A 19,963-nucleotide genomic window follows, 5' to 3' on the forward strand; every position below is an offset into this window, starting at 1 on the left:
AATTAATAATAAAGACTATTGTGTTGTCAAATATGGTGCTGAAAACCTGTTTAGAGCCAAATTGACAGCATCGATCACCCCCTTTTACCGGGTTGGCAAAGGTAGGCAATAGTTGGGAGTAATTTGGAGGGAGTTTGGCACCGGAAAGGAACCGGATAAAGCTTTAGGTTTTAGTTAACTAACCTTTGGCCATCAATGGTATAAAGTAAAAACCCATTATATGCTCAAAAGCAAATCAGCACTGGTTTTAATAGTTGCAGCAAGCAGTATTACAGCCTGTTCCAGCAACGAGATCGGCAATAGTAAAGACGTGGCCCAGGATAAGATTTACCAGCATTACAGCTTTAGTTACAACGAAGGCGATGCAAATGCCGAACTGTACTGCCAGTTCCGTTTTGCCGGAAAGAATGGCACAACCCTGGTGTTGAACAGCCCCGCCGGGGTGCAATTTGACGGCAGCAATTTACCGGTCGACAGCAGTAAATACGGCGGCGCCTATTACCGGAAGTATGTTGAAGCCAATAAGATCTATGGAAGTCACAGCATTGTTTTTAATACCATCGAAAATAAAAAACTGGAGAACAGTTTCTCTTTTGAACATTTTACATTGACAGGGGTGCCCGCTGCCGCCGCTAAAAGCAAGCCACTGGTGATAAATTTTGAAACAGCAGCGTTGAAGGATAATGATTATATAGAATTATCGACCAATAACAGCGACAGCAGTTTTACTGTTACCCATACTGCATCGGATAAAGGCAACTTCATCACAGTACCGGCAAAAGAACTGCAAAGGCAGAAAGGCAAAGTACTGGAACTGTCGGCCACTTTGTACCGCACCATCCCGCTGCAGCAAAATACCAGCGAAGGCGGCGATATATCAGTAAGGCATACACTAAAAACGGTCAACTTACCTTTAACGCAATAATGTTTTGCGCAGCAGCAACCTGTCTGCCAGCAACCAGCATACAAGCAACACTATAAAGACGATTGCAGTAAGCCAGTTGTTATTGAAGCCGTCTGTTAAAATTCTTTTTCGCTGACCAGGTAAACCGGCAGGCCTGCAAATACTATGGAAGTGCCCAGGCTTAAAGCTGTTGCGGTGGCGGGATACAAAGGCAGGCTCCTGCTCATTAATAATAAAGTGATGGGCACACTGCTTTGCAGGCAGGCAATACCGAATGCGAGGGCGTAAATATTTTCCTTACCAAACTGGAACAACAGTAATGCAATAGGCAGGCTGATGTATACAAATTTTTTCCAGCCGATCTTATCTGCAACAAAACCACCGATAATTTTTCCTGCAAAAGCGCTGATACCAATGATGGCAATACCATTTTCGTAATTGTAAGCTACCTGATTAATGATATCAAAAACAAAAGAGCGGAAACACATCAGCAGTAATATGCCCAGCATGATAAGATCGTGTGCATCCAGTTCGCTTGTTTTTTTGGCAGGAGACTGATAAGCGGGCAACTCATTTTTAAGAATGAGTACTGCGACAATTACTGTAGCAATAACAGCCATCCACAAATTGATGATGGAGAACCTGCCCAGCAAGCCGCCCAGCGTTAAACCCAGTACGCCCGGTGCAGTAAATAGTGCCAGCGGACCGGTTTTATTTTCATGTACCTGTAAACATACTGCGCCACCGGTTACATGCACCAATGCGGATGCGATGCCGGAAATAATGATCGCCGTTTCGGCATGGATAAAAAACAAAAGGATCGATAATGGTAATAAAGTAACGGCTGCCATTGCAAAAGGCTGCAATTGTTTTTTGTTATCTAACCACAAGCCAACGGGCAATTGCCCACCAAAACCAATGATCGAGTAAATAACAATGAATAAAAAGCTGCTGTTATTATCGTGGTGATAAGTATAATGGGCCAGCATAAAGCCGGCTGCAAAATCGTTTATGCCGTGCAGTAAGCCCCAGAGAAGGGGTTGAAGGTTGAAGGTTGATGGTTGATGGTTTTGACGCACTTTTAGATATAGTTGTTTAGAATTAAACCGATGCCATAGCTAAGGGCGTTGGCGATAAAACCCAGTGCCAGCGCTTTTTTCCAGTTGCATTGCATTAAAAGATAAAACCCGATACTTTCTGTTATGGCCACACCCAGCTCTAAAATATTTACATTGATACCAGTATAAAAAAGCAGGATATTCAGCAGCGGCCATGTAAATAAATTCAGTAAAAAACCGATCAGCAATGCATACTTCCATCTTTCTTTAAAGAAAACGCATACCACCGGCAACTCGATGATCAATGTAAGCAAAAAATAAAACCACACCGGCATCAGGGTTTCCTGTTTTTGTTTTTAAGAAAAAAATGTATCAATAATAACAAGGTCAGTATCACTACTGCAAAAAATACCAGGCCGATCGCTGTGCCCAATTCTTCGGGAATACCATCCAGTAAAATGGTATTAAACACCACTGCTCCGCTTTTTTCTTTTTTTCATCCATATAAAAATACCGATTATCGCCGCAAGCGCCGCCAATGCCATTACGGATAAAATTATAATATCCCTGCCGTGTTCAACGATCCATGGTTCGTCCACTACATCCAGTAAATGGTCCATCCTGCTATTCAATAATGATTGCATTCCTTAAAATTTTAAGTGAATATAACGCTATGCACTGCCGTAAGCAATACCCAATTATACGTAATTCAACCCCGAAAAAAATTGTTAATCATTCTTTAAACCCTTTACCATCCGTAAAAAAAATACGGTAAATAAATATCCGCACATTATTTTTACACGAAATTTTTCGTAATACCATAACTTCTTTTATGAGAAAACTTGTACTGGGCCTGCTTTTTATCGTATCCGTATTTGCTGCAAAAGCGCAGGTAAAGGGAACCGTTATTGATTCCGCAACAAAAAAGCCGATCGACAAAGCGGTGGTGGGCCTGGTGGTTAAAAGCAATACTGCCGATACCACTTATGGATTCACGAATGAAAAAGGTGAATTTAGTTTTGATATAGTTCCTGCTTCCAATTTTTCTGTAATAATCACTAACAGCGGTTTTTCGCCCGTTGCCAAATTTGTTCCTGTAAAGCAACAGGAAAAGACCATTAATATTGGCACCGTTATTTTAGCCAGCCGTGCAACATTACTGGATGAAGTGGTGGTGGAAAGCGCTCCTATTATTGTAAAAGAAGATACCGTGGAATACCGTGCAGATGCGTTTAAAACCAAAGAAGGCGCCGTGGTGGAAGACCTGTTGAAAAAACTGCCGGGCATTGATGTAGATAAAGATGGTAATGTAAAAGCGCAGGGCAAAAGTGTGACAAGGGTAAAAGTAAATGGCAAGGATTTTTTTGGCGGCGATGTTAAAACAGCCACGAAAGAATTGCCTGCTAATATTGTAGATAAGATACAGGTGATAGATGATTATGGCGACCAGGCTACCGTGAGTGGCATCAAGGATGGCGATCCCGATAAAGTGATCAACATTCAGCTGAAGAAAGATAAGAACAAAGGTTTTTTTGGAAGGGCTACCGTAGGTGCGGGTACGGAAGACCGTTACCAGGCTTCTTTTAACGGCAACTATTTTAATAATAACAAACAACTTTCGCTGGTTGCCAACAGTAATAATACCAATGCTTCGCTGTTCAACTTTAGTGGTGGTGGCAACCGCGGCATGAGTAGTATGATGAGCACCGGCATGAGCATAATGAGTGATGCCGGCGGCGCAGGCAACCTGCGTGCACTGGGCGATATCAGCCAGTTTAACGGCAGCTCTGCCGGTATCAGCAGCACCAATTCTTTAGGCCTTAACTTCCGCGATCAATGGGGCAAGCGCATCAGCGTTTATGGCAGCTATTCGTACAGCCATAAAAACACCAGCCAGCTGCAGAATACTTCCACACAAAATTTTTATCAAACCAATAGTTTCATCAATAACCAGGATCAGAATGCGCTGAGCATTGGCGATAACCACCGTGCCACTTTTAATATGGAGTACCAGGTGGATTCTTTTAATTATTTAAAGATCACGCCGAATATCAGTATTGGCAACAGCGATGGTAATAATTATTCTGTGTTTGATTACACACAGGTAGGAGCCGGTAAAACCAGTGATGGTAGTACCAAAACAGTAAAAGATTCCAAAGCGCCGAACTATAGTGTGAATGTTTTATACAATCACAAATTCAGAAAGAGAGGGCGTAATTTTTCTGCCAGCGCCAGCCTGGGCAATTCCGAAAGTAATTCCACCCAGGATATTACTAACCTGAATTACCAGTACGTGGCACCGGGTATTGGTCCGCATAATACGTTCCAGTACATCGATCAACAGAATGACAACCGCAACTATGGTGTAAGATTTACTTATTCCGAACCGATCGATAAATTTCGCAGCCTCGATTTTTCTGCATCGCACAATTTCAGCTATGCCCGCAATGATAAAAAAACCTACAACGTAGATTCTTTAACGCAGGCAAAAACAATGAATAGTTTTTTAAGCAACGATTACGAAAATAATTTTTACAACGATCGTGTGGGGGTATCGTTAAGAACCACCATGAAGAAATACAACTACACGCTCGGTATTAGTGTGCAGCCGGTAAACCTGCGTGGTAAATCACTTACCAAGGACAGCGCTTACAGCCCCATTACCAGGGCCAATGTATTCCCTATTGCAAGAGGTACCTATAATTTCAGCCGTACCAAATCGCTGAACATGAGCTATAGCGGCAATGCCACACAGCCTTCTTTCACCCAGCTGCAACCGGTGGTAGATCAGAGCAACCCGCAATACGTTACTTCGGGTAACCCTGACCTTAAGCCTTCCATTACCCACAACATTAACCTGTCGTACAATAATTTCAACATGATCACTGGTAAGGTGTTATTCAGTAATATCACTTTCAGCACTATCAGGAACCAGATCATTTCCAAAACAGCCCGTTTGAACAATACCGGCGCTTCTGCCAGTATTCCTGAGAACGTGAATGGTTATTATAATGTAATGGGCTTTTATACTTTCAGCAAGCCTTATAAGAACAGGAAATTTGTGCTGAACTTTAATGGTTCGGCCAACTATAACCATAATGTGAACCTTACCGACAGCGTTAATTTTACCGGCACCAGTTTAAAGGACAACCTGAACATCCAGAAAGTTACGGGCAGCAACTGGGTATTGAGCCAAGGCGTAGTGTTTGAATTCAATTATAAAGAATGGCTGCAGTTGAGTACCGGTGTTACTTACAGCATCAACGATAACAAATACAAAAATGCTTCCGGCGCTGCCTCCAGCTCTTTCCAGAATACTTCCAGCAATGCATGGACCTTCAGTCACACAATTAATGTTGACCTTACCAAAAGGCTGGTGCTGAAATATGATATTGATTACACGGTGAACCATGGCCTGGCCAGTTCGGTAAGCCAGAACCCTGTTTTAATGAACGGTTCGCTGGAACAGCAATTATTTAAAAAGAAGAATGGTATCATCCGCTTTGCGGCTTATGACCTGTTCAAACAAAATACCAACATCAACCGCACGGTAAGCGGTACATCTATCATTGATACCCGTACCAATAAGCTTACCCGGTATTTTATGCTGAGCTTTACCTACCGCATCCAGAAATTTGCCGGCCAGGCTGTACAGGGCGGCGGTATGAATATGGGCGGCGGCAACAGGCAGATACGAATGTTCTAACCACAAGTACGAGCCACGGATTACACGAATTGACACGGATAAAAGACAAAATCAGTGAAAATCAGTGCAATCCGTGGCTAAAAACGAAAATAATCCGTGAAAATCTGTGCAATCCGTGGCTAAAACCTGCGCCAGCAGGCATATAGTGGCGGCAACAGGCAAATAGAACGTTCTAATCACAAATACGAGCCACGGATTACACGAATTGGCACGGATAAAAGACAAAATCGGTGAGAATCCGTGTAATCTGTGGCTAAAACCAAAATAAATCCGTGAAAATCCGTGTAATCCGTGGCCAAAACCTCCCGCCTTCAGGCGGAAAAAGCATGCAATCCGCAGCCTAAATCGCGGTTTTCCACAGTTTATAAGAGTACTTGAATTTTAGGCTGTTTTGCCCTACCTTTGCCCCCCGAAATCGAAGCATTAATTTTCTAATAATTTTAATATGTCAGGTGCATTAAAAGAGGTACGTAACAGAATTAAGAGTGTGCAAAGCACGCAGCAGATCACTAAAGCCATGAAAATGGTAAGTGCTGCCAAGCTGCGCCGTGCACAGGATGCCATTACACAAATGCGTCCTTATGCTCAAAAACTGCAGGAAATGCTGAGTAATATCGTCAGCAACAGCGATGGCGATGTAAAAATGGCGTTGGCTGCAGAAAGGCCCGTGGAAAAAGTACTGATCATTCTTGTTACCAGCGACAGGGGTTTGTGCGGTGGTTATAACAGTAACCTGATAAAATTAACCAAGCAGACCATCAAGGAAAAATATGCGGCCCAGAATGCAAAGGGTAATGTGCAGATACTGCCGATCGGCAAAAAAGGATACGAGCATTTTGCAAAAAATGGTTTTAATGTAGTGGATAAATACTGGGATATTTTTACCGGCCTCAGCTTTGATAAAGTACAGGCTGCTGCAAAATATGCTATGGATGCTTTTGCCAATAAAGAAGTGGATGCCGTGGAACTGGTGTTCAGCGAATTTAAGAATGCCGCTACCCAGCGCTTTATTGCAGAACAATTCTTACCGGTACAAAAGGTGGAAAAATCTGCCGGACAGAAAAATGCCGATTTTATTTTTGAACCCAGCAAGGATGTTTTGATCGCCGAGCTGATGCCAAAGATCCTGAACACCCAATTATACAAAGCCGTACTGGATGGTAATGCCAGCGAACATGGCGCCAGGATGACCGCGATGGATAAAGCCAGCGATAATGCCAATGAACTGCTGAAAGGATTAAAGATCAGTTACAACAGGGCAAGGCAGGCGGCTATTACTACCGAGCTTACGGAGATTGTAAGTGGTGCGGCGGCGTTAAACGGGTAAAACGATTTGGAAATAAATTGATTTGGAAATTTGAAGATCGGGTATTCGTTATAATCAAATTTTCACATCACCAAATTATCACATCATCAAATTATCAAATGGAGCTTTCTCAGATCATACCTCATATTGAAGCACTGGTATTTGCCAGCGACAAACCTTTAACAAGGCTGGAGCTGACTGACTTGGTGAACAATGCTTTGGGCTTTATTGAAGACAGGGCCACGCCGGAACAGGTGGATGCTGCCCTGGACGGCATTAAAGAAAAGTACAGCGCTGAATTCTATTCATTTGAATTAAGGGAGATCGGGGGCGGTTTGCAGTTTTTGACCAAGAAAGAATATTATAAAACCGTTGCCTTGCTGAATGGCGATAAGTTCTTAAAACGCTTATCCACCGCTTCGCTGGAAACGCTGGCCATCATTGCTTATAAACAGCCCATCACCAAAAGCGAAATGGAAGCCATCCGCGGCGTTAACTGCGATTACGCGGTACAGAAATTACTGGAAAAAGACCTGGTGGTGATCTCCGGCAGAAAGGAAGAAGCCGTTGGTCAGCCGCTGCTCTACTCTACTTCAAAATCTTTTATGGATTATTTTGGCATCAATAGTGCCGATGACCTGCCAAAGATCAGCGAAGTGATGATGGAAGAACTGGTGAACGCCACCAATGTGATGGAGGCCAAAGCCCAGCAGGAAGCAGAAGCACAACAACAGGAGGAACAGGAAACAGAGAACGGTGCAGATGAGATCGTGATCGAACAAACCGAAGGCGAACAAAAAATTCTCACTGTAACTGCCGAAGGCGAATTGCAGGAGGAAGACCAGCCCAACAACAGCGATAACGAAGAAGAAAAAGAAGCATAAAAAAAGCTTAGATAATATTTAAAAAAGGCATGAAATATTTCATGCCTTTTTTATTTCGTTCATAATACAGCCCAACCATCCATCTTGTTCCTATTCCTTCGTACATTCGCAAAATGTCGCAACAGTTATCCAACGAGCAATTAATTTCCCTGGCGATGCAATATGGAACGCCGCTTTACGTGTATGATGCAGATCATATCACTGCCCAGTATCAAAAACTTACTGCAGCATTTGCACATACTGATACCAGGTTCTTTTACGCCTGCAAGGCACTTACCAATGTAAATATTCTGAAGCATATTAAAAGCATTGGCGGCAATGTGGACTGCAGTTCCGTTAACGAAGCCAAGCTGGCGCTGCTGGCGGGTTTTGATCCTGCCAATGTATTGTATACTTCCAATGGTATTCATTTCAGCGAAATTGAAGAAGCGCAGAGCCTCGGTATCCATATCAATATCGACAGCCTGAGTAACCTGGAAAAATTCGGCAAAAAATTCGGTCACAGTTATCCCGTGGGCATTCGTTTAAGGCCCAATATCATGGCGGGCGGCAATATCAAAATTTCCACCGGGCACGATAAAAGTAAATTCGGTATACCGGTTGATCAACTGGATAAGATATTGACAATAATAGCCAAGTACAATTTGGCTATACAAAACCTGCATATCCATACCGGGAGCGATATTAAGGACGTGGATGTTTTTGTAAAAGGCATTGATGTACTGTTCGATATCATACCGCATTTTAAAGAATTGAAGTCGGTGGACCTGGGTGGTGGTTTTAAAGTGCCGTATAAAAAAGGCGATGGCGAAACCGATATTCCTTTGCTGGCGCAAAAAGTAAAAGAAGCTTTTGACAATCATCCCAACCCCAATGGCAATCCTTTGCAGGTATGGTTTGAACCCGGCAAATTCCTGGTAAGTGCAGCCGGTTATTTTATTACCGAAGTAAATGTGCTGAAGGAAACTGCCAATACTGTTTTTGCAGGCGTTAACAGCGGATTCAATCATTTGATACGCCCCATGTTCTACGATGCCTATCACCAGATAGAAAATATCAGCAACCCCGAGGGCAGAGAAGAACATTATACCATTACCGGTAATATTTGCGAAACAGACACTTTTGCCTGGGACAGGAAATTGCCCGAGATAAAGGAAGGCGACTTCCTGGTCTTTAAAAATGCAGGTGCCTATGGTTTTGAAATGTCTTCTAATTTCAACAGCCGCTATAAACCAGCCGAAGTAATGGTAAAGAACGGCAATGCAACGTTGATAAGGAGAAGGGACACTTTTGACGATCTGATACGGAACCAGGTGCTGTAGTAATGAATAATGAAGTAGTGAATAATGAATAATTTTTCCGGCCTGAACATGCTTAACATAATTAAAGAGTTAACAGGCTTATCTTCACTATAAATAACTGCCATGCCATTAAAGCTCATTATAACCTGGTGCTTTTTTTTATGCGGTTTTACTGCCGTTGCGCAAACAGTGGATTGCTTTAAATTCAAAGAAGGCAAATTCCGTATTGCCGATACCCATACCGGCGTTATCACCATTGCCGACCGCAGGGGCGGTTATCAAACCGAATCGAGCGAATCTTTAAAAGCCGTGGTGCGTTTTAAAGTTAACTGGCTGGATGATTGTTCCTATACTTTAAAACTTGATAAAGTGATCAGGAATGAGAACAGGATCGATTTTCCATCCAACCTGGAGATACGGATAAAGATCATTAGCACCAGCGGCCAGTCGTATACACAGCAGGTAACTTCTTCCCTCACCAACAGCACCTATACTGTTGAAGTTACCAGGCTTAACTGACCCATTTCGTTAGCAGCAACCGTTAGCTAGTTTTAAATATCCTTTAACTAAAAATAGTTATCCACCCCCTTGTACAATTCAAAAATTCTTATAACATTTACGTCATCAAAACAAAAACAGTAAAGCCGTCCTGGTTTTGCTGAACAACAAAATTCAACTTTAAATTTATGGATCACGATCGTGTTCCCCTTCCTGAAAAGTTCAGTGCAACTTTTAGGAAATTGCTGTGCATTGCAGCAATCCTTTCCCTGTTTTCGGCCTGCAGTAAAAAAGAAAAATGGATCGATGTAGACCCTGCTTTCAGTAAGTACATTGATGCATACACTACAGGTATTGTTTCAAAAACTTCCACCATCCGCATCCAGCTGGCAACTGATGCCAACACCACGCATGCAGTGGGGGAAGAAGTAAAAGAAGCCTTATTTGATTTTTCTCCTGCTATAAAAGGAAAAGCTTTTTGGCTGGATGCAAGAACTGTTGAATTTAAACCTGAGAGCTGGCTGAACAGTAACCAGCTGTACACCGTTTCATTCAGGCTGGGTAAAGTAACCAAGGTGCCCGAAAAATATGCTGATTTTAAATTCAGCATGCAAACGGTAAAACCATCCTTTAAAGTAAGCGACGAAGGGCTGCGCAGCAGTGGCGTAAAAAACAAAATGACGCTGGGCGGCGAGCTGGAAACTGCCGACGTGGAAAAAGGCGCTGAAATAGAAAAATTATTATCGGCAACACAGGCCGGTAAAGCATTAAAGATAAACTGGCAACACAATGATGCGGCTAAATCGCATCATTTTACCATTGATAATATTGAAAGGGCATCCACCGTAAATAATGTGGAACTGAAATGGAGTGGCGCTGCAATGGGCATGGATGTAAAGGGAGAAAACGCTATTGCCGTTCCGGCAGCGGGCGATTTTAAGGTACTGGATGTGGTGGCCATAAACGATGCACAGCAATATGCTTCTGTACAGTTCAGCGATCCCATTGCTGTTGGGCAGGATCTTACCGGTTTGATCAATATCAGTGGTCAATCCGATATTTCTTATACTATCAACGGCAGCGAGGTAAAGGTTTTTGGCAATGGTAAGCTGGATGGCAATTACACAGTCAATATCAATTCGGGTGTAAAGAACACCTGGGGCGATGTGCTGGATAAAGGCTTTACGGCCAATATCAATTTCCAGAACCGTATGCCTTCGGTAAAAATTCATGGCAAGGGTAATATATTGCCTAACAGCGGTAGGTTGGTATTGCCTTTTGAATCCATCAACCTGAATGCGGTGGATATCAGCATTATTAAAATTTTTGAGAATAATGTACCACAGTTCTTACAGGAAAACGACCTGAGCGGCAACAGTGAATTGAGAAGAGTAGCCAAGCCGATTGTGCAAAAAACTTTGCGCCTGGATGATGATAAAACACTGGACCTGCATAAAAAACAACATTTTTCTTTAGACATTGATAAATTCTTAAAAACAGAACAGGGCGCTATTTATCGTGTAACCATTGGGTTTAGGCCAGAATATTCTTTATACCAAAGCACGGATACCGCCACTAACAAAACAGCCGATGAGGAAGAAGGCAGTGATGAAGGATATGACAGCTACAGCAGGAACGGGCTGGATGATGACGACGAATTCTGGGACCGCTACGACCAGTATTATCCGTATGGTTATAACTGGGAAAGAAGGGATGATCCCACCAGTAAATCGTATTATAACAAAGACCGCTGGGCCACCAGGAATATACTGGCCAGCAATATCGGCCTTACTGCCAAACGTGGTAACGACAACAGCATTAAAGTAGCGGTTACCAATATACTCACTACCGAACCCATGGGTGATGTGGAGCTGGAAATAATGGATTACCAGCAAACCATTGTGGGTAAAGCTAAAAGCAGCAGCGATGGTTTTGCAGACGTGGATCTTAAAAGGAAACCCTATTTATTGATCGCTAAAAAAGGCGCTGAAAGAGGTTATTTAAAACTGGATGATGGCAACTCGCTTGCATTGAGCCGTTTTGATGTAAGTGGTGAAGAAGTGAAGAATGGCATCAAGGGTTTCATTTTTGGTGAAAGAGGTGTATGGCGCCCCGGCGATACCATGTATCTCAATTTTATCGTGGAAGATAAAGAAGGAAAATTGCCTAAAGATCATCCTGTAGAGTTCAGTTTGTTCACGCCGAACGGGCAGTTGTACAAACATGCGGTGCAGAGTGATGCGGAGGATGGCTTCTATCTTTTCAAGACCAACACCGATGCTTCCTCTCCCACCGGTAACTGGCTGGCAAAAGTAAAAGTGGGCGGCGCCAGTTTTGAAAAAAGGATCAAGGTGGAAACGGTAATGCCTAACCGCTTAAAAATAAACGTTGATTTTGGAAAAGATGCGGTGCTGGGCCAGGGCAATACTGCCGCCGGTACTATCAATGCCAAATGGTTGTTTGGTGCACCAGGTAAAAATTTAAAAGCAAAGATCGATGCATCGCTCTATGCTAAAACAACCAGTTTCCCCAAATTCGCAGGTTTTGATTTTGATAATCCTACTTCCAATTACTCCACCCTGCAAAAAACCATTTACGATGGTACGCTGGATGCAGAGGGTAATGCCGGTATTAAACCCGACTTCCAGGTGGATGGCGCTGCACCGGGCATGCTGAATGCGAATCTTGTGATAAAGGTGTTTGAACCGGGCGGTACTTTCAGTATCGATAATATGAGCATTCCTTACAGCCCCTATGCAAGCTATGTTGGTTTAAAATTACCGGATGGTGAAAAACCATTTGATTATTTGCTGGCTGGTAAAAATCATACCATGCAGATAGTAAATGTAGACAGCAAAGGAAATTTACTGGGCGGCAGCAATGATGTAGAAGTGGAATTTTATCGTATACAATGGCGCTGGTGGTGGGATGACAACGGCGATAACCTGAGCAATTTTACACAGGATGAATACAATAAATTACTGAAGAAAGAAACCGTGCATTTAACCAATGGCCGCGGTAACTGGACCTTTGGTACTTCGGAAAATGAATGGGGCCGCTACCTGGTATTAGTAAAAGACCTGAAGAGCGGGCATACTTCCGGTTCTACCTTATACATTGATGAACCGGGCTGGCAAAGCCGCAGCGGTGATGATGACCAGACCGCAGCATCGATGTTATCATTTACTGCCAGCAAGGAAAAATACAATGTAGGTGATGAAGTTGCTTTAACCATCCCCAGCAGCAAGGGCGGCAGGGTATTGGTAAGTATTGAAAACGGCAGCAGGGTGTTGAAATCCTTCTGGCAGGAAACCGTGCAGGGACAAACACTCGTTAAATTCAAGGCAGACAAAACCATGTCGCCGAATGTATATGCTACGGTAAGTTTACTGCAGCCGCATTCGCAAACCATCAACGATCTGCCCATCAGGATGTATGGCTCCATTCCCATTTTTGTGGAAGACAAGAATACCATACTGAAACCGGTGATCAATATGCCTAACAGCATACGGCCAGAACAGAACGTATCCTTTACCGTTAGTGAACAGAATGGTAAGGAAATGACCTATTGTGTTGCGGTGGTGGACGAAGGTCTATTGGATCTTACAAGATTTAAAACACCCGATCCGCATGAAGCATTTTATGCAAGGGAAGCGTTGGGTGTAAAAAGCTTTGATATGTTTGATTACGTGATCGGTGCATGGGGCGGTGATTTGGAAAGGATCCTCACCATTGGTGGTGATGCGGATGCAGCGGGCGGTAAACAAAAAACGGCCAACCGCTTTAAACCCGTGGTAAAATTTTTAGGGCCATTCCACAGCAATGGTGGTGCACAAAAACAATCTTTCACACTCCCCTCCTATATTGGTTCGGTAAGGGTGATGGTAGTTGCTGCACATGAAGGCAGCTATGGCGCTGCCGAAAAAACAGTGGCCGTTAAAAAACCATTGATGTTGTTGGCAACCATGCCCCGTGTGTTAGGTCCCGGCGAAACTATCAAACTGCCCGTTACCGTTTTTGCAATGGAGAACAATATCAAAAACGTAAATCTTTCATTGCAATCCAATCCGTTTTTAGAAGTGGTGGGTGGTAATGCACAAACCGTAAGCTTTAGCCAGACCGGTGAGCAGATGGCTTATTTTGACGTAAAGGTAAAACCTAATGTAGGTATTGGTAAAGTGAAACTATTGGCATCCAGCGCTGGCGAAAAAGCAGATTACGAAGTGGAACTGGATATACGCAATCCTAATCCGCCGGTCACCAGCATCAGTGAAATAACATTGTCGCCGGGACAACAATGGAAAACAACTGCTTCGCCCATTGGTGTTGCAGCCACCAGTACTGCCACGGTTGAAATTTCCAGTGTGCCTTCGATGAACTTACAGAAACGGTTAGACTATTTAATTGAATACCCACATGGTTGTATCGAACAGACCACTTCTGCTGTTTTCCCGCAACTGGTATTAAATCAACTGACCGACCTGGATGATTATAAAAAAGCACAGGTGGATAAAAATGTAAAAGCAGGAATTGGAAAATTACAAAACTTTCAGCGTCCTGATGGTGGCTTCAGTTACTGGCCTGGTATGGCCGAGAGTGATGAATGGGGCAGTAATTATGCCGGGCACTTTTTAGTAGAGGCACAGGCCAATGGTTATTTTGTAAGCGACTACATGCTGCAGCAATGGAAGAATTACCAGCGTGGCAAAGCCAACAGCTGGGTACCTTCCACTACTAATTTTTATGGTGGCGACCTGTCGCAGTCTTACCGCTTGTACACGTTGGCGTTAGCAAAAGCTCCTGAACTCGGTGCGATGAACCGCTTAAAGGAATTTAAATATTTATCTCCCGAAGCAAAATGGCGTTTGGCAGCTGCGTATAAATTAGCAGGACAGGATAATACTGCACTCGACCTGATCAGCGGTTTATCCACCACCTTCGATGTAAGAAGCAATCCTGGTTTTACTTATGGTTCTAATATAAGGGATGAAGCAATGGTACTGGAAACACTTACCCTGCTGGGCAAAAAAGCTAAGGCAGAAGAACTGATGCGTTTGATAGCAGCCAATCTTGCACAGAATTACTGGTACAGCACACAAACCACTGCTTACAGTTTAATTGCTATTGCAAAATTCTGTGGTAAAAACCCGAGTGGCGCCAAGATCGTTTCTGTTGCCAATATTGATGGCAAACAAACGGATATCAATTCAGCCACTTATATACGCCAGTTACCAGTGGTATTCAAAGACCAGGGCAGCAGCAATGTTACGATCACTAATAAAGGCAGCAATACTTTGTATGTACGCATGATCACAAAAGGGCAGCCACTGGCAGGTGATAGTTTGAAGGTGAACAATAATCCTGCTGTGCTTGCCATGAGTGTAAGTTATCAATCGCAGGATGGCAAAGCGATCGATGTTACCAAATTATCGCAGGGCAGCGATTTTGTTGCCAAAGTGGTATTGAAAAACCCCGGTGGCCGTGGTTATTATTCGCAGATGGCTTTATCGCAAATATTCCCGAGCGGTTGGGAAATACTCAATGCAAGAATGCTGGGTGGCGAAGGCGCTTTCAAATCATCTTTCTCTACCTACCAGGATATACGGGATGACAGGGTGTACACCTATTTCAACATCAACTCCGGTGAAACGCTTACGTATTATGTGCAGCTGAATGCTTCTTATTTAGGCAGGTATTTCCTGCCCGGCACCTTCTGCGAAGCGATGTATGATAATACTATTTCCGCAGGTGTGAATGGCAAGTGGGTGGAAGTGGTGAACCAGTAACAGCTTGAACACGGATGGCACAGGTGGATGGATCAATCAGATCATGATCCGTTTTATCAGTGCCATCCGTGTTTTATTTTTTTTGAACTTTATGTGGTTTTAAATCAACAGTCATTTTTTTGAAAAATATATTCTCCAGGATAAAGTCCCTCCGCCTTGCAACCAAAATAAAACTACTGGTTGTAGCAGGCCTTATCATTTGGTTCTATTTTTCCTTACCCAAAAAATTATTCCATACCCCCACCAGTTATGTAATAGAAGATAAAGATGGCAACTTATTAAACGCTACCATCGCATCCGATGGGCAATGGCGTTTTCCTTACAATAAAAATGTACCGCAAAAATTTATCGATTGCATTACAACGTTTGAGGATAGACGCTTTTTTAAACACCCCGGCGTGGACCCTGTTTCCATCGGCAGGGCAATTGTAAAGAACATCAAGAACAAGGGTGTGGTGCAGGGCGGCAGCACACTTACCATGCAGGTGATCCGCCTGGCGGAAGGCAATGATGAGCGCAGCATCTGGAATAAGCTAAAGGAAAGCATACTGGCATTAAGACTCGAACTGTCGTATTCCAAAAAAGAGATCATTGCACTATACGCCAGCAATGCGCCTTTTGGCAGCAACGTGGTGGGTCTGGATGCAGCTGCCTGGCGCTATTATGGCCGCAGCGCCGATAAATTAAGCTGGGGCGAAATGGCAACACTGGCCGTTTTACCCAATGCGCCTTCGTTGGTACACCCGGGTAAGAACAGGGATGTATTACTGAAAAAAAGAAATGCGTTGTTGGATAAACTGGTAGATGCCGGCAAGATAGATCAAAGCAGTGGCGAACTGGCCAAGATGGAACCATTGCCCGGCAACCCACTCAACCTGCCGCAGTTCTCCCCACACCTGTTGCAGCGTTTTATTAAAGACAATAAAACACGGAATGGCATTACAAGAATTAAAACAACACTGGATGGCAACCTGCAAAAAAGTGTAGCGGCTATTGTGCAACAGCACCAATCGGTATTAAAAGGTAATGGCATCAACAATGCCTGTGCGCTGGTGCTGGATGTGGAGACCGGTAATACATTGGCTTATGTGGGTAATATCTATGCTCCGCTGAATAAAGAAATGGAAAGCGATGTGGATGTAGTGGCGGCGCCCCGCAGCCCGGGCAGTGCATTAAAGCCCGTGCTGTATGCAGCAGCATTAAGTGATGGTTATATTTTACCGCAATCCATATTACCGGATATTCCCACGCAGATCGGCAGCTATGCACCGCAAAACTTCGACCTTACTTATGATGGTGCTGTGCCTGCAGATAAAGCACTGGCAAGAAGCCTGAACATTCCTGCAGTAAAATTATTACAGCAATATAAATACCAGCGTTTTTACGAAACACTGCAGCAATGCGGCATCACTACCTTGAACCGCAATGCCGATGCGTATGGCTTAAGCCTTATACTGGGTGGCTGCGAAGTAACCATGTGGGATATTGCCGGTGTATATGCCAGTATGGCCCGTGCACTCAATCATCAAAATAAAGAGCATGGCAAATTAGATCCTGCAGATTTCCACGCTCCTAACTATATAGCAGGCAAAACATTCAACATTGAACATTCAACATCTACCATTGCTCTTGACGCCACCTCCATCTATTTCGCCTTCCAGGCCATGCAGGAAGTAATGCGCCCCGGCGAAGAAGGTTTATGGCAGCAGTTCTCTTCATCGCAAAAAATTGCGTGGAAAACGGGCACCAGTTTTGGTTTCCGCGATGGCTGGGCCATTGGTATTACACCTAAGCACGTAGTGGCAGTATGGGTGGGCAATACCGATGGCGAAGGAAGGCCGGGTTTAATAGGCGTGCAGACAGCTGCGCCAATATTGTTTGATATATTTCGTCTATTGCCAAACGTTAGCTGGTTTGAAAAACCCCGCTATAATTACTCCTACATTCCGGTGTGCCGGCAAAGCGGTTACCGTGCCAATATTGATTGTCCGGAAGTGGATACTTTATTCTTACCACCCAATGCCGGCAAAGCGCCACTTTGTCCTTATCATAAGATCATTCACCTGGATGCAACCGGCAATTTCCGTGTAACAGAACAATGCGAAAGTCCTTCTTCTATGCAGCATAAAAGCTGGTTTGTGCTTACACCTGCTATGGAATATTATTACAAACAAAAGAATGCCGATTATAAAATATTACCTCCTTTTAAAGCGGGCTGCGAATTTGCAGAGACGGGCAAAGTAATGGAGATCATCTATCCGCAGCCGGATGCAAAAATTTATGTGCCGCTGGAAGTAAGCGGCGAAAGAGGTAAAACTGTTTTTACTGCTGCGCACCGCAGGAATGGCGCAAAAATATTCTGGAGCCTGGACGATAATTTTATCGGCACCACGCAAAACTTTCACCAGATGGCATTGAACCCTTCTCCCGGCCTGCACATCATTACACTGGTGGATGAAAACGGCTTAAGCGTAAGCAGGCAGTTCGAGATACTGGAAAAAGAAAAAAATTAAAAGGCTTCAGTCGTTCATAAAATATTTTACACGCTGCAATAAAATGATTTGTAGCTTTAAGATCAATTATACCTGGAAACTAATGACCATGCTTAAAAAGAAATATACCCTCTCCTTTATTTTATTGATCTTTTCCATTGCAGTATCTGCACAACAGGAAGACAAAGATTTTAACACAGCTGATTCATTGATAAAAGTAAACCAGTTTGAAAAAAGCATTGCTTTACTGGACAAACTCATCAGCACTTACGGAGAAAAGGAAAAATACCTTACCAACAGGGGATTTGCTTACATGCAGCTGAATGATGTTGAAAAAGCAAAATTAAATTACGAAAGAGCCATTGCATTAAATCCCGGTTGTACCAAATGTATGGGCAACCTGGGCATCATTGAAAGTGGTAATAATAATTATGAAAAAGCAACAGGTTATTTTAACCAGTATATAAAACTGGAACCTGCAAAACCGCTCGGTTATATAAAAAGAGGAGAAATAGAATCCCAACTGGGCCAATATGAAGCCGCACTTACTGATCTGAACAAAGCATTGGAACTGGATGTCAACTCTCCTTATATCTATTTATGGCTGGCCATTACAAAGCTTTCGATGGGCGATACCAAGGCTGCATTGGAAGACATTAACCGATCGATACAAATTCAGCCCAATGTAGAATATGCCTATTTTGTAAGAAGCAAATGTTATATATCGTTAGGGCAAAACCAGGCGGCATGGACCGACCTTGTCAGTTGTTTAAAAAAGAATCCCACTTTCAGCGAATACCATACTTATGCCGGCATAGTATTGTACAGGCTTAATGAATTTGATAAAGCCTCACAGGCCTTCAACGAATCCATTCGCCTGGATGCAGGTAGCTACATGGCCTACCAGCAACGTTCTTATCTTTTATTTGATAGGGGTAAATTTGAAGAGGCCTGTTCCGATAAAGCAACAGCAAAAGCGCTGCTTGGAAAAGAGTCTTTCGAAAACGCGGCAGTAAAAGAGATCACAGAAGATATCAATAAATACTGCAACAACAGCCATGCAGGTTTTTATCTTTCAAGAGGCAATACCTTATTTGCACTCGGTCAATATGAAAAAGCCGGGCAGGTACTGGATGAAGGCATCGCAAAATTCAACAACGATCCGTCTTTGTATAATGCCAGGGGCAATAGTTGTATTGCAATGGGAAAGTCAAGAAATGCACTGGACTATTATGCTACCTGTCTTGTAAATATTAATAAACTGGACGAAACAGCAATTATCACTAAAGAAAACCCGGACAAAAAAACTGCAAAGGCTTTCTTCGTATCTGAATTATACAACAGCATCGCTTATGCACATGCCAACCTGCTTAATTTCGATTCGGCCATTATTAATTTAAGTCAATCAATTAAAATACTTATTGATAACCCCTCCATAAACGATCAACCACTTATCCTTTCTGAATATACTGCCAAGCGGGCCGCTTTTTATTCCTTCCAGGAAAAATACGATGCAGCAAATAAAGACATTGCCGAAGCGCTGCGTATCAATCCCCAATGCGTAACGGCATTGCTTAACCGGGCTGTTATGCTGCTCAATAAAAATACCATCGAGCAAAGCAAGAGCAATAATATGGCTGCTATAGCTCCTCCCGCCGCTCCGCCTCCCTATTTTTTTACCACTACAACCGTAAAGAACCTGAACCGGCAGGAAATTATAAATGCAGTTAAAGACTGCGATGAAGCTATTAAGTATCAACCTGCCAATGCAATGGCCTACCTGCGCCGGGCACAAGCCAATATTATTCTCAAAAACAATCACTATTGCGCCGATATCAGTACCGCAAGATCATTAGGCGTTAAAGATGCTGCTGCAATGCTGGGTGTTACCTGTACAGAATAATATTATTACAGCTTGTTGCCTATACCGTTGCAACCAAAATCGCCCTGCAACTATCTATGTTTAAAACTATTTGAACACCCATAGCAGTTTAAAAAAAATCTGCTTACATTTAACTCATAAAAACT

General features: G+C 43.2%; 13 protein-coding genes. 9 read left to right on the top strand and 4 right to left on the bottom strand.

Annotation, left to right across the window (positions count from 1 at the left end):
• Positions 1–220: 220 nt before the first annotated feature.
• Complete coding sequence (locus QM738_RS18110) at positions 221–925, top strand: hypothetical protein (RefSeq protein WP_462278142.1); 705 nt, start codon at positions 221–223, stop codon at positions 923–925.
• Between the two features lie 95 nt (positions 926–1,020).
• Here the strand turns inward: QM738_RS18110 and QM738_RS18115 are convergent, their stop codons facing one another.
• The 4 genes from QM738_RS18115 to QM738_RS18130 are packed head-to-tail and all read right to left on the bottom strand — an operon-like array spanning position 1,021 to position 2,606.
• A complete protein-coding gene (locus QM738_RS18115) occupies positions 1,021–1,983 on the bottom strand; it encodes an MFS transporter (protein WP_462278143.1) in 963 nt (320 codons plus the stop codon).
• 2 nt (positions 1,984–1,985) lie between these two features.
• Positions 1,986–2,297: a hypothetical protein gene (locus QM738_RS18120; protein ID WP_462278144.1), complete on the bottom strand. Its 312-nt coding sequence runs from the start codon at positions 2,295–2,297 to the stop codon at positions 1,986–1,988.
• A complete protein-coding gene (locus tag QM738_RS18125; protein ID WP_462278145.1) occupies positions 2,297–2,437 on the bottom strand; it encodes a hypothetical protein in 141 nt (46 codons plus the stop codon). The genes QM738_RS18120 and QM738_RS18125 overlap by 1 nt, the downstream gene beginning before the upstream one ends.
• The gene (locus QM738_RS18130) at positions 2,427–2,606 is read right to left on the bottom strand and encodes a hypothetical protein (RefSeq protein WP_462278146.1); all 180 of its coding nucleotides are present in this window, start codon (positions 2,604–2,606) and stop codon (positions 2,427–2,429) included. Before QM738_RS18130 ends, QM738_RS18125 begins: the two co-directional genes overlap by 11 nt.
• 188 nt (positions 2,607–2,794) lie before the next feature.
• On the opposite strand from QM738_RS18130, the gene QM738_RS18135 reads away from it, so the two are divergent.
• The 8 genes from QM738_RS18135 to QM738_RS18170 all read left to right on the top strand — a co-directional run bounded on the left by QM738_RS18135 (position 2,795) and on the right by QM738_RS18170 (position 19,838).
• Positions 2,795–5,668, top strand: a complete 2,874-nt coding sequence (locus QM738_RS18135; RefSeq protein ID WP_462278147.1) for an outer membrane beta-barrel protein — start codon at positions 2,795–2,797, stop codon at positions 5,666–5,668.
• Positions 5,669–6,113: 445 nt separating this feature from the next.
• Positions 6,114–6,995 carry an ATP synthase F1 subunit gamma gene (gene atpG / locus QM738_RS18140; protein WP_462278148.1) on the top strand — a complete coding sequence of 294 codons (882 nt, stop codon included), beginning with the start codon at positions 6,114–6,116 and terminating at the stop codon, positions 6,993–6,995.
• 98 nt (positions 6,996–7,093) lie between these two features.
• Positions 7,094–7,858, top strand: a complete 765-nt coding sequence (gene scpB / locus QM738_RS18145; RefSeq protein ID WP_462278149.1) for an SMC-Scp complex subunit ScpB — start codon at positions 7,094–7,096, stop codon at positions 7,856–7,858.
• A gap of 113 nt (positions 7,859–7,971) precedes the next feature.
• Positions 7,972–9,180 carry a diaminopimelate decarboxylase gene (gene lysA / locus QM738_RS18150; protein ID WP_462278150.1) on the top strand — a complete coding sequence of 403 codons (1,209 nt, stop codon included), beginning with the start codon at positions 7,972–7,974 and terminating at the stop codon, positions 9,178–9,180.
• Between the two features lie 102 nt (positions 9,181–9,282).
• On the top strand, positions 9,283–9,678 hold the full coding sequence (locus QM738_RS18155; RefSeq protein ID WP_462278151.1) for a hypothetical protein: 396 nt from the start codon (positions 9,283–9,285) through the stop codon (positions 9,676–9,678).
• Between the two features lie 167 nt (positions 9,679–9,845).
• Positions 9,846–15,443: an alpha-2-macroglobulin family protein gene (locus QM738_RS18160; protein ID WP_462278152.1), complete on the top strand. Its 5,598-nt coding sequence runs from the start codon at positions 9,846–9,848 to the stop codon at positions 15,441–15,443.
• A gap of 119 nt (positions 15,444–15,562) precedes the next feature.
• A complete protein-coding gene (gene pbpC, locus QM738_RS18165; protein ID WP_462278153.1) occupies positions 15,563–17,956 on the top strand; it encodes a penicillin-binding protein 1C in 2,394 nt (797 codons plus the stop codon).
• A gap of 88 nt (positions 17,957–18,044) precedes the next feature.
• The gene (locus QM738_RS18170; RefSeq protein ID WP_462278154.1) at positions 18,045–19,838 is read left to right on the top strand and encodes a tetratricopeptide repeat protein; all 1,794 of its coding nucleotides are present in this window, start codon (positions 18,045–18,047) and stop codon (positions 19,836–19,838) included.
• The last annotated feature ends 125 nt before the right edge of the window (positions 19,839–19,963 follow it).

Origin of the sequence: Ferruginibacter sp. (genome assembly GCF_049840995.1) — a bacterium.
GTDB lineage: Bacteria > Bacteroidota > Bacteroidia > Chitinophagales > Chitinophagaceae > Ferruginibacter.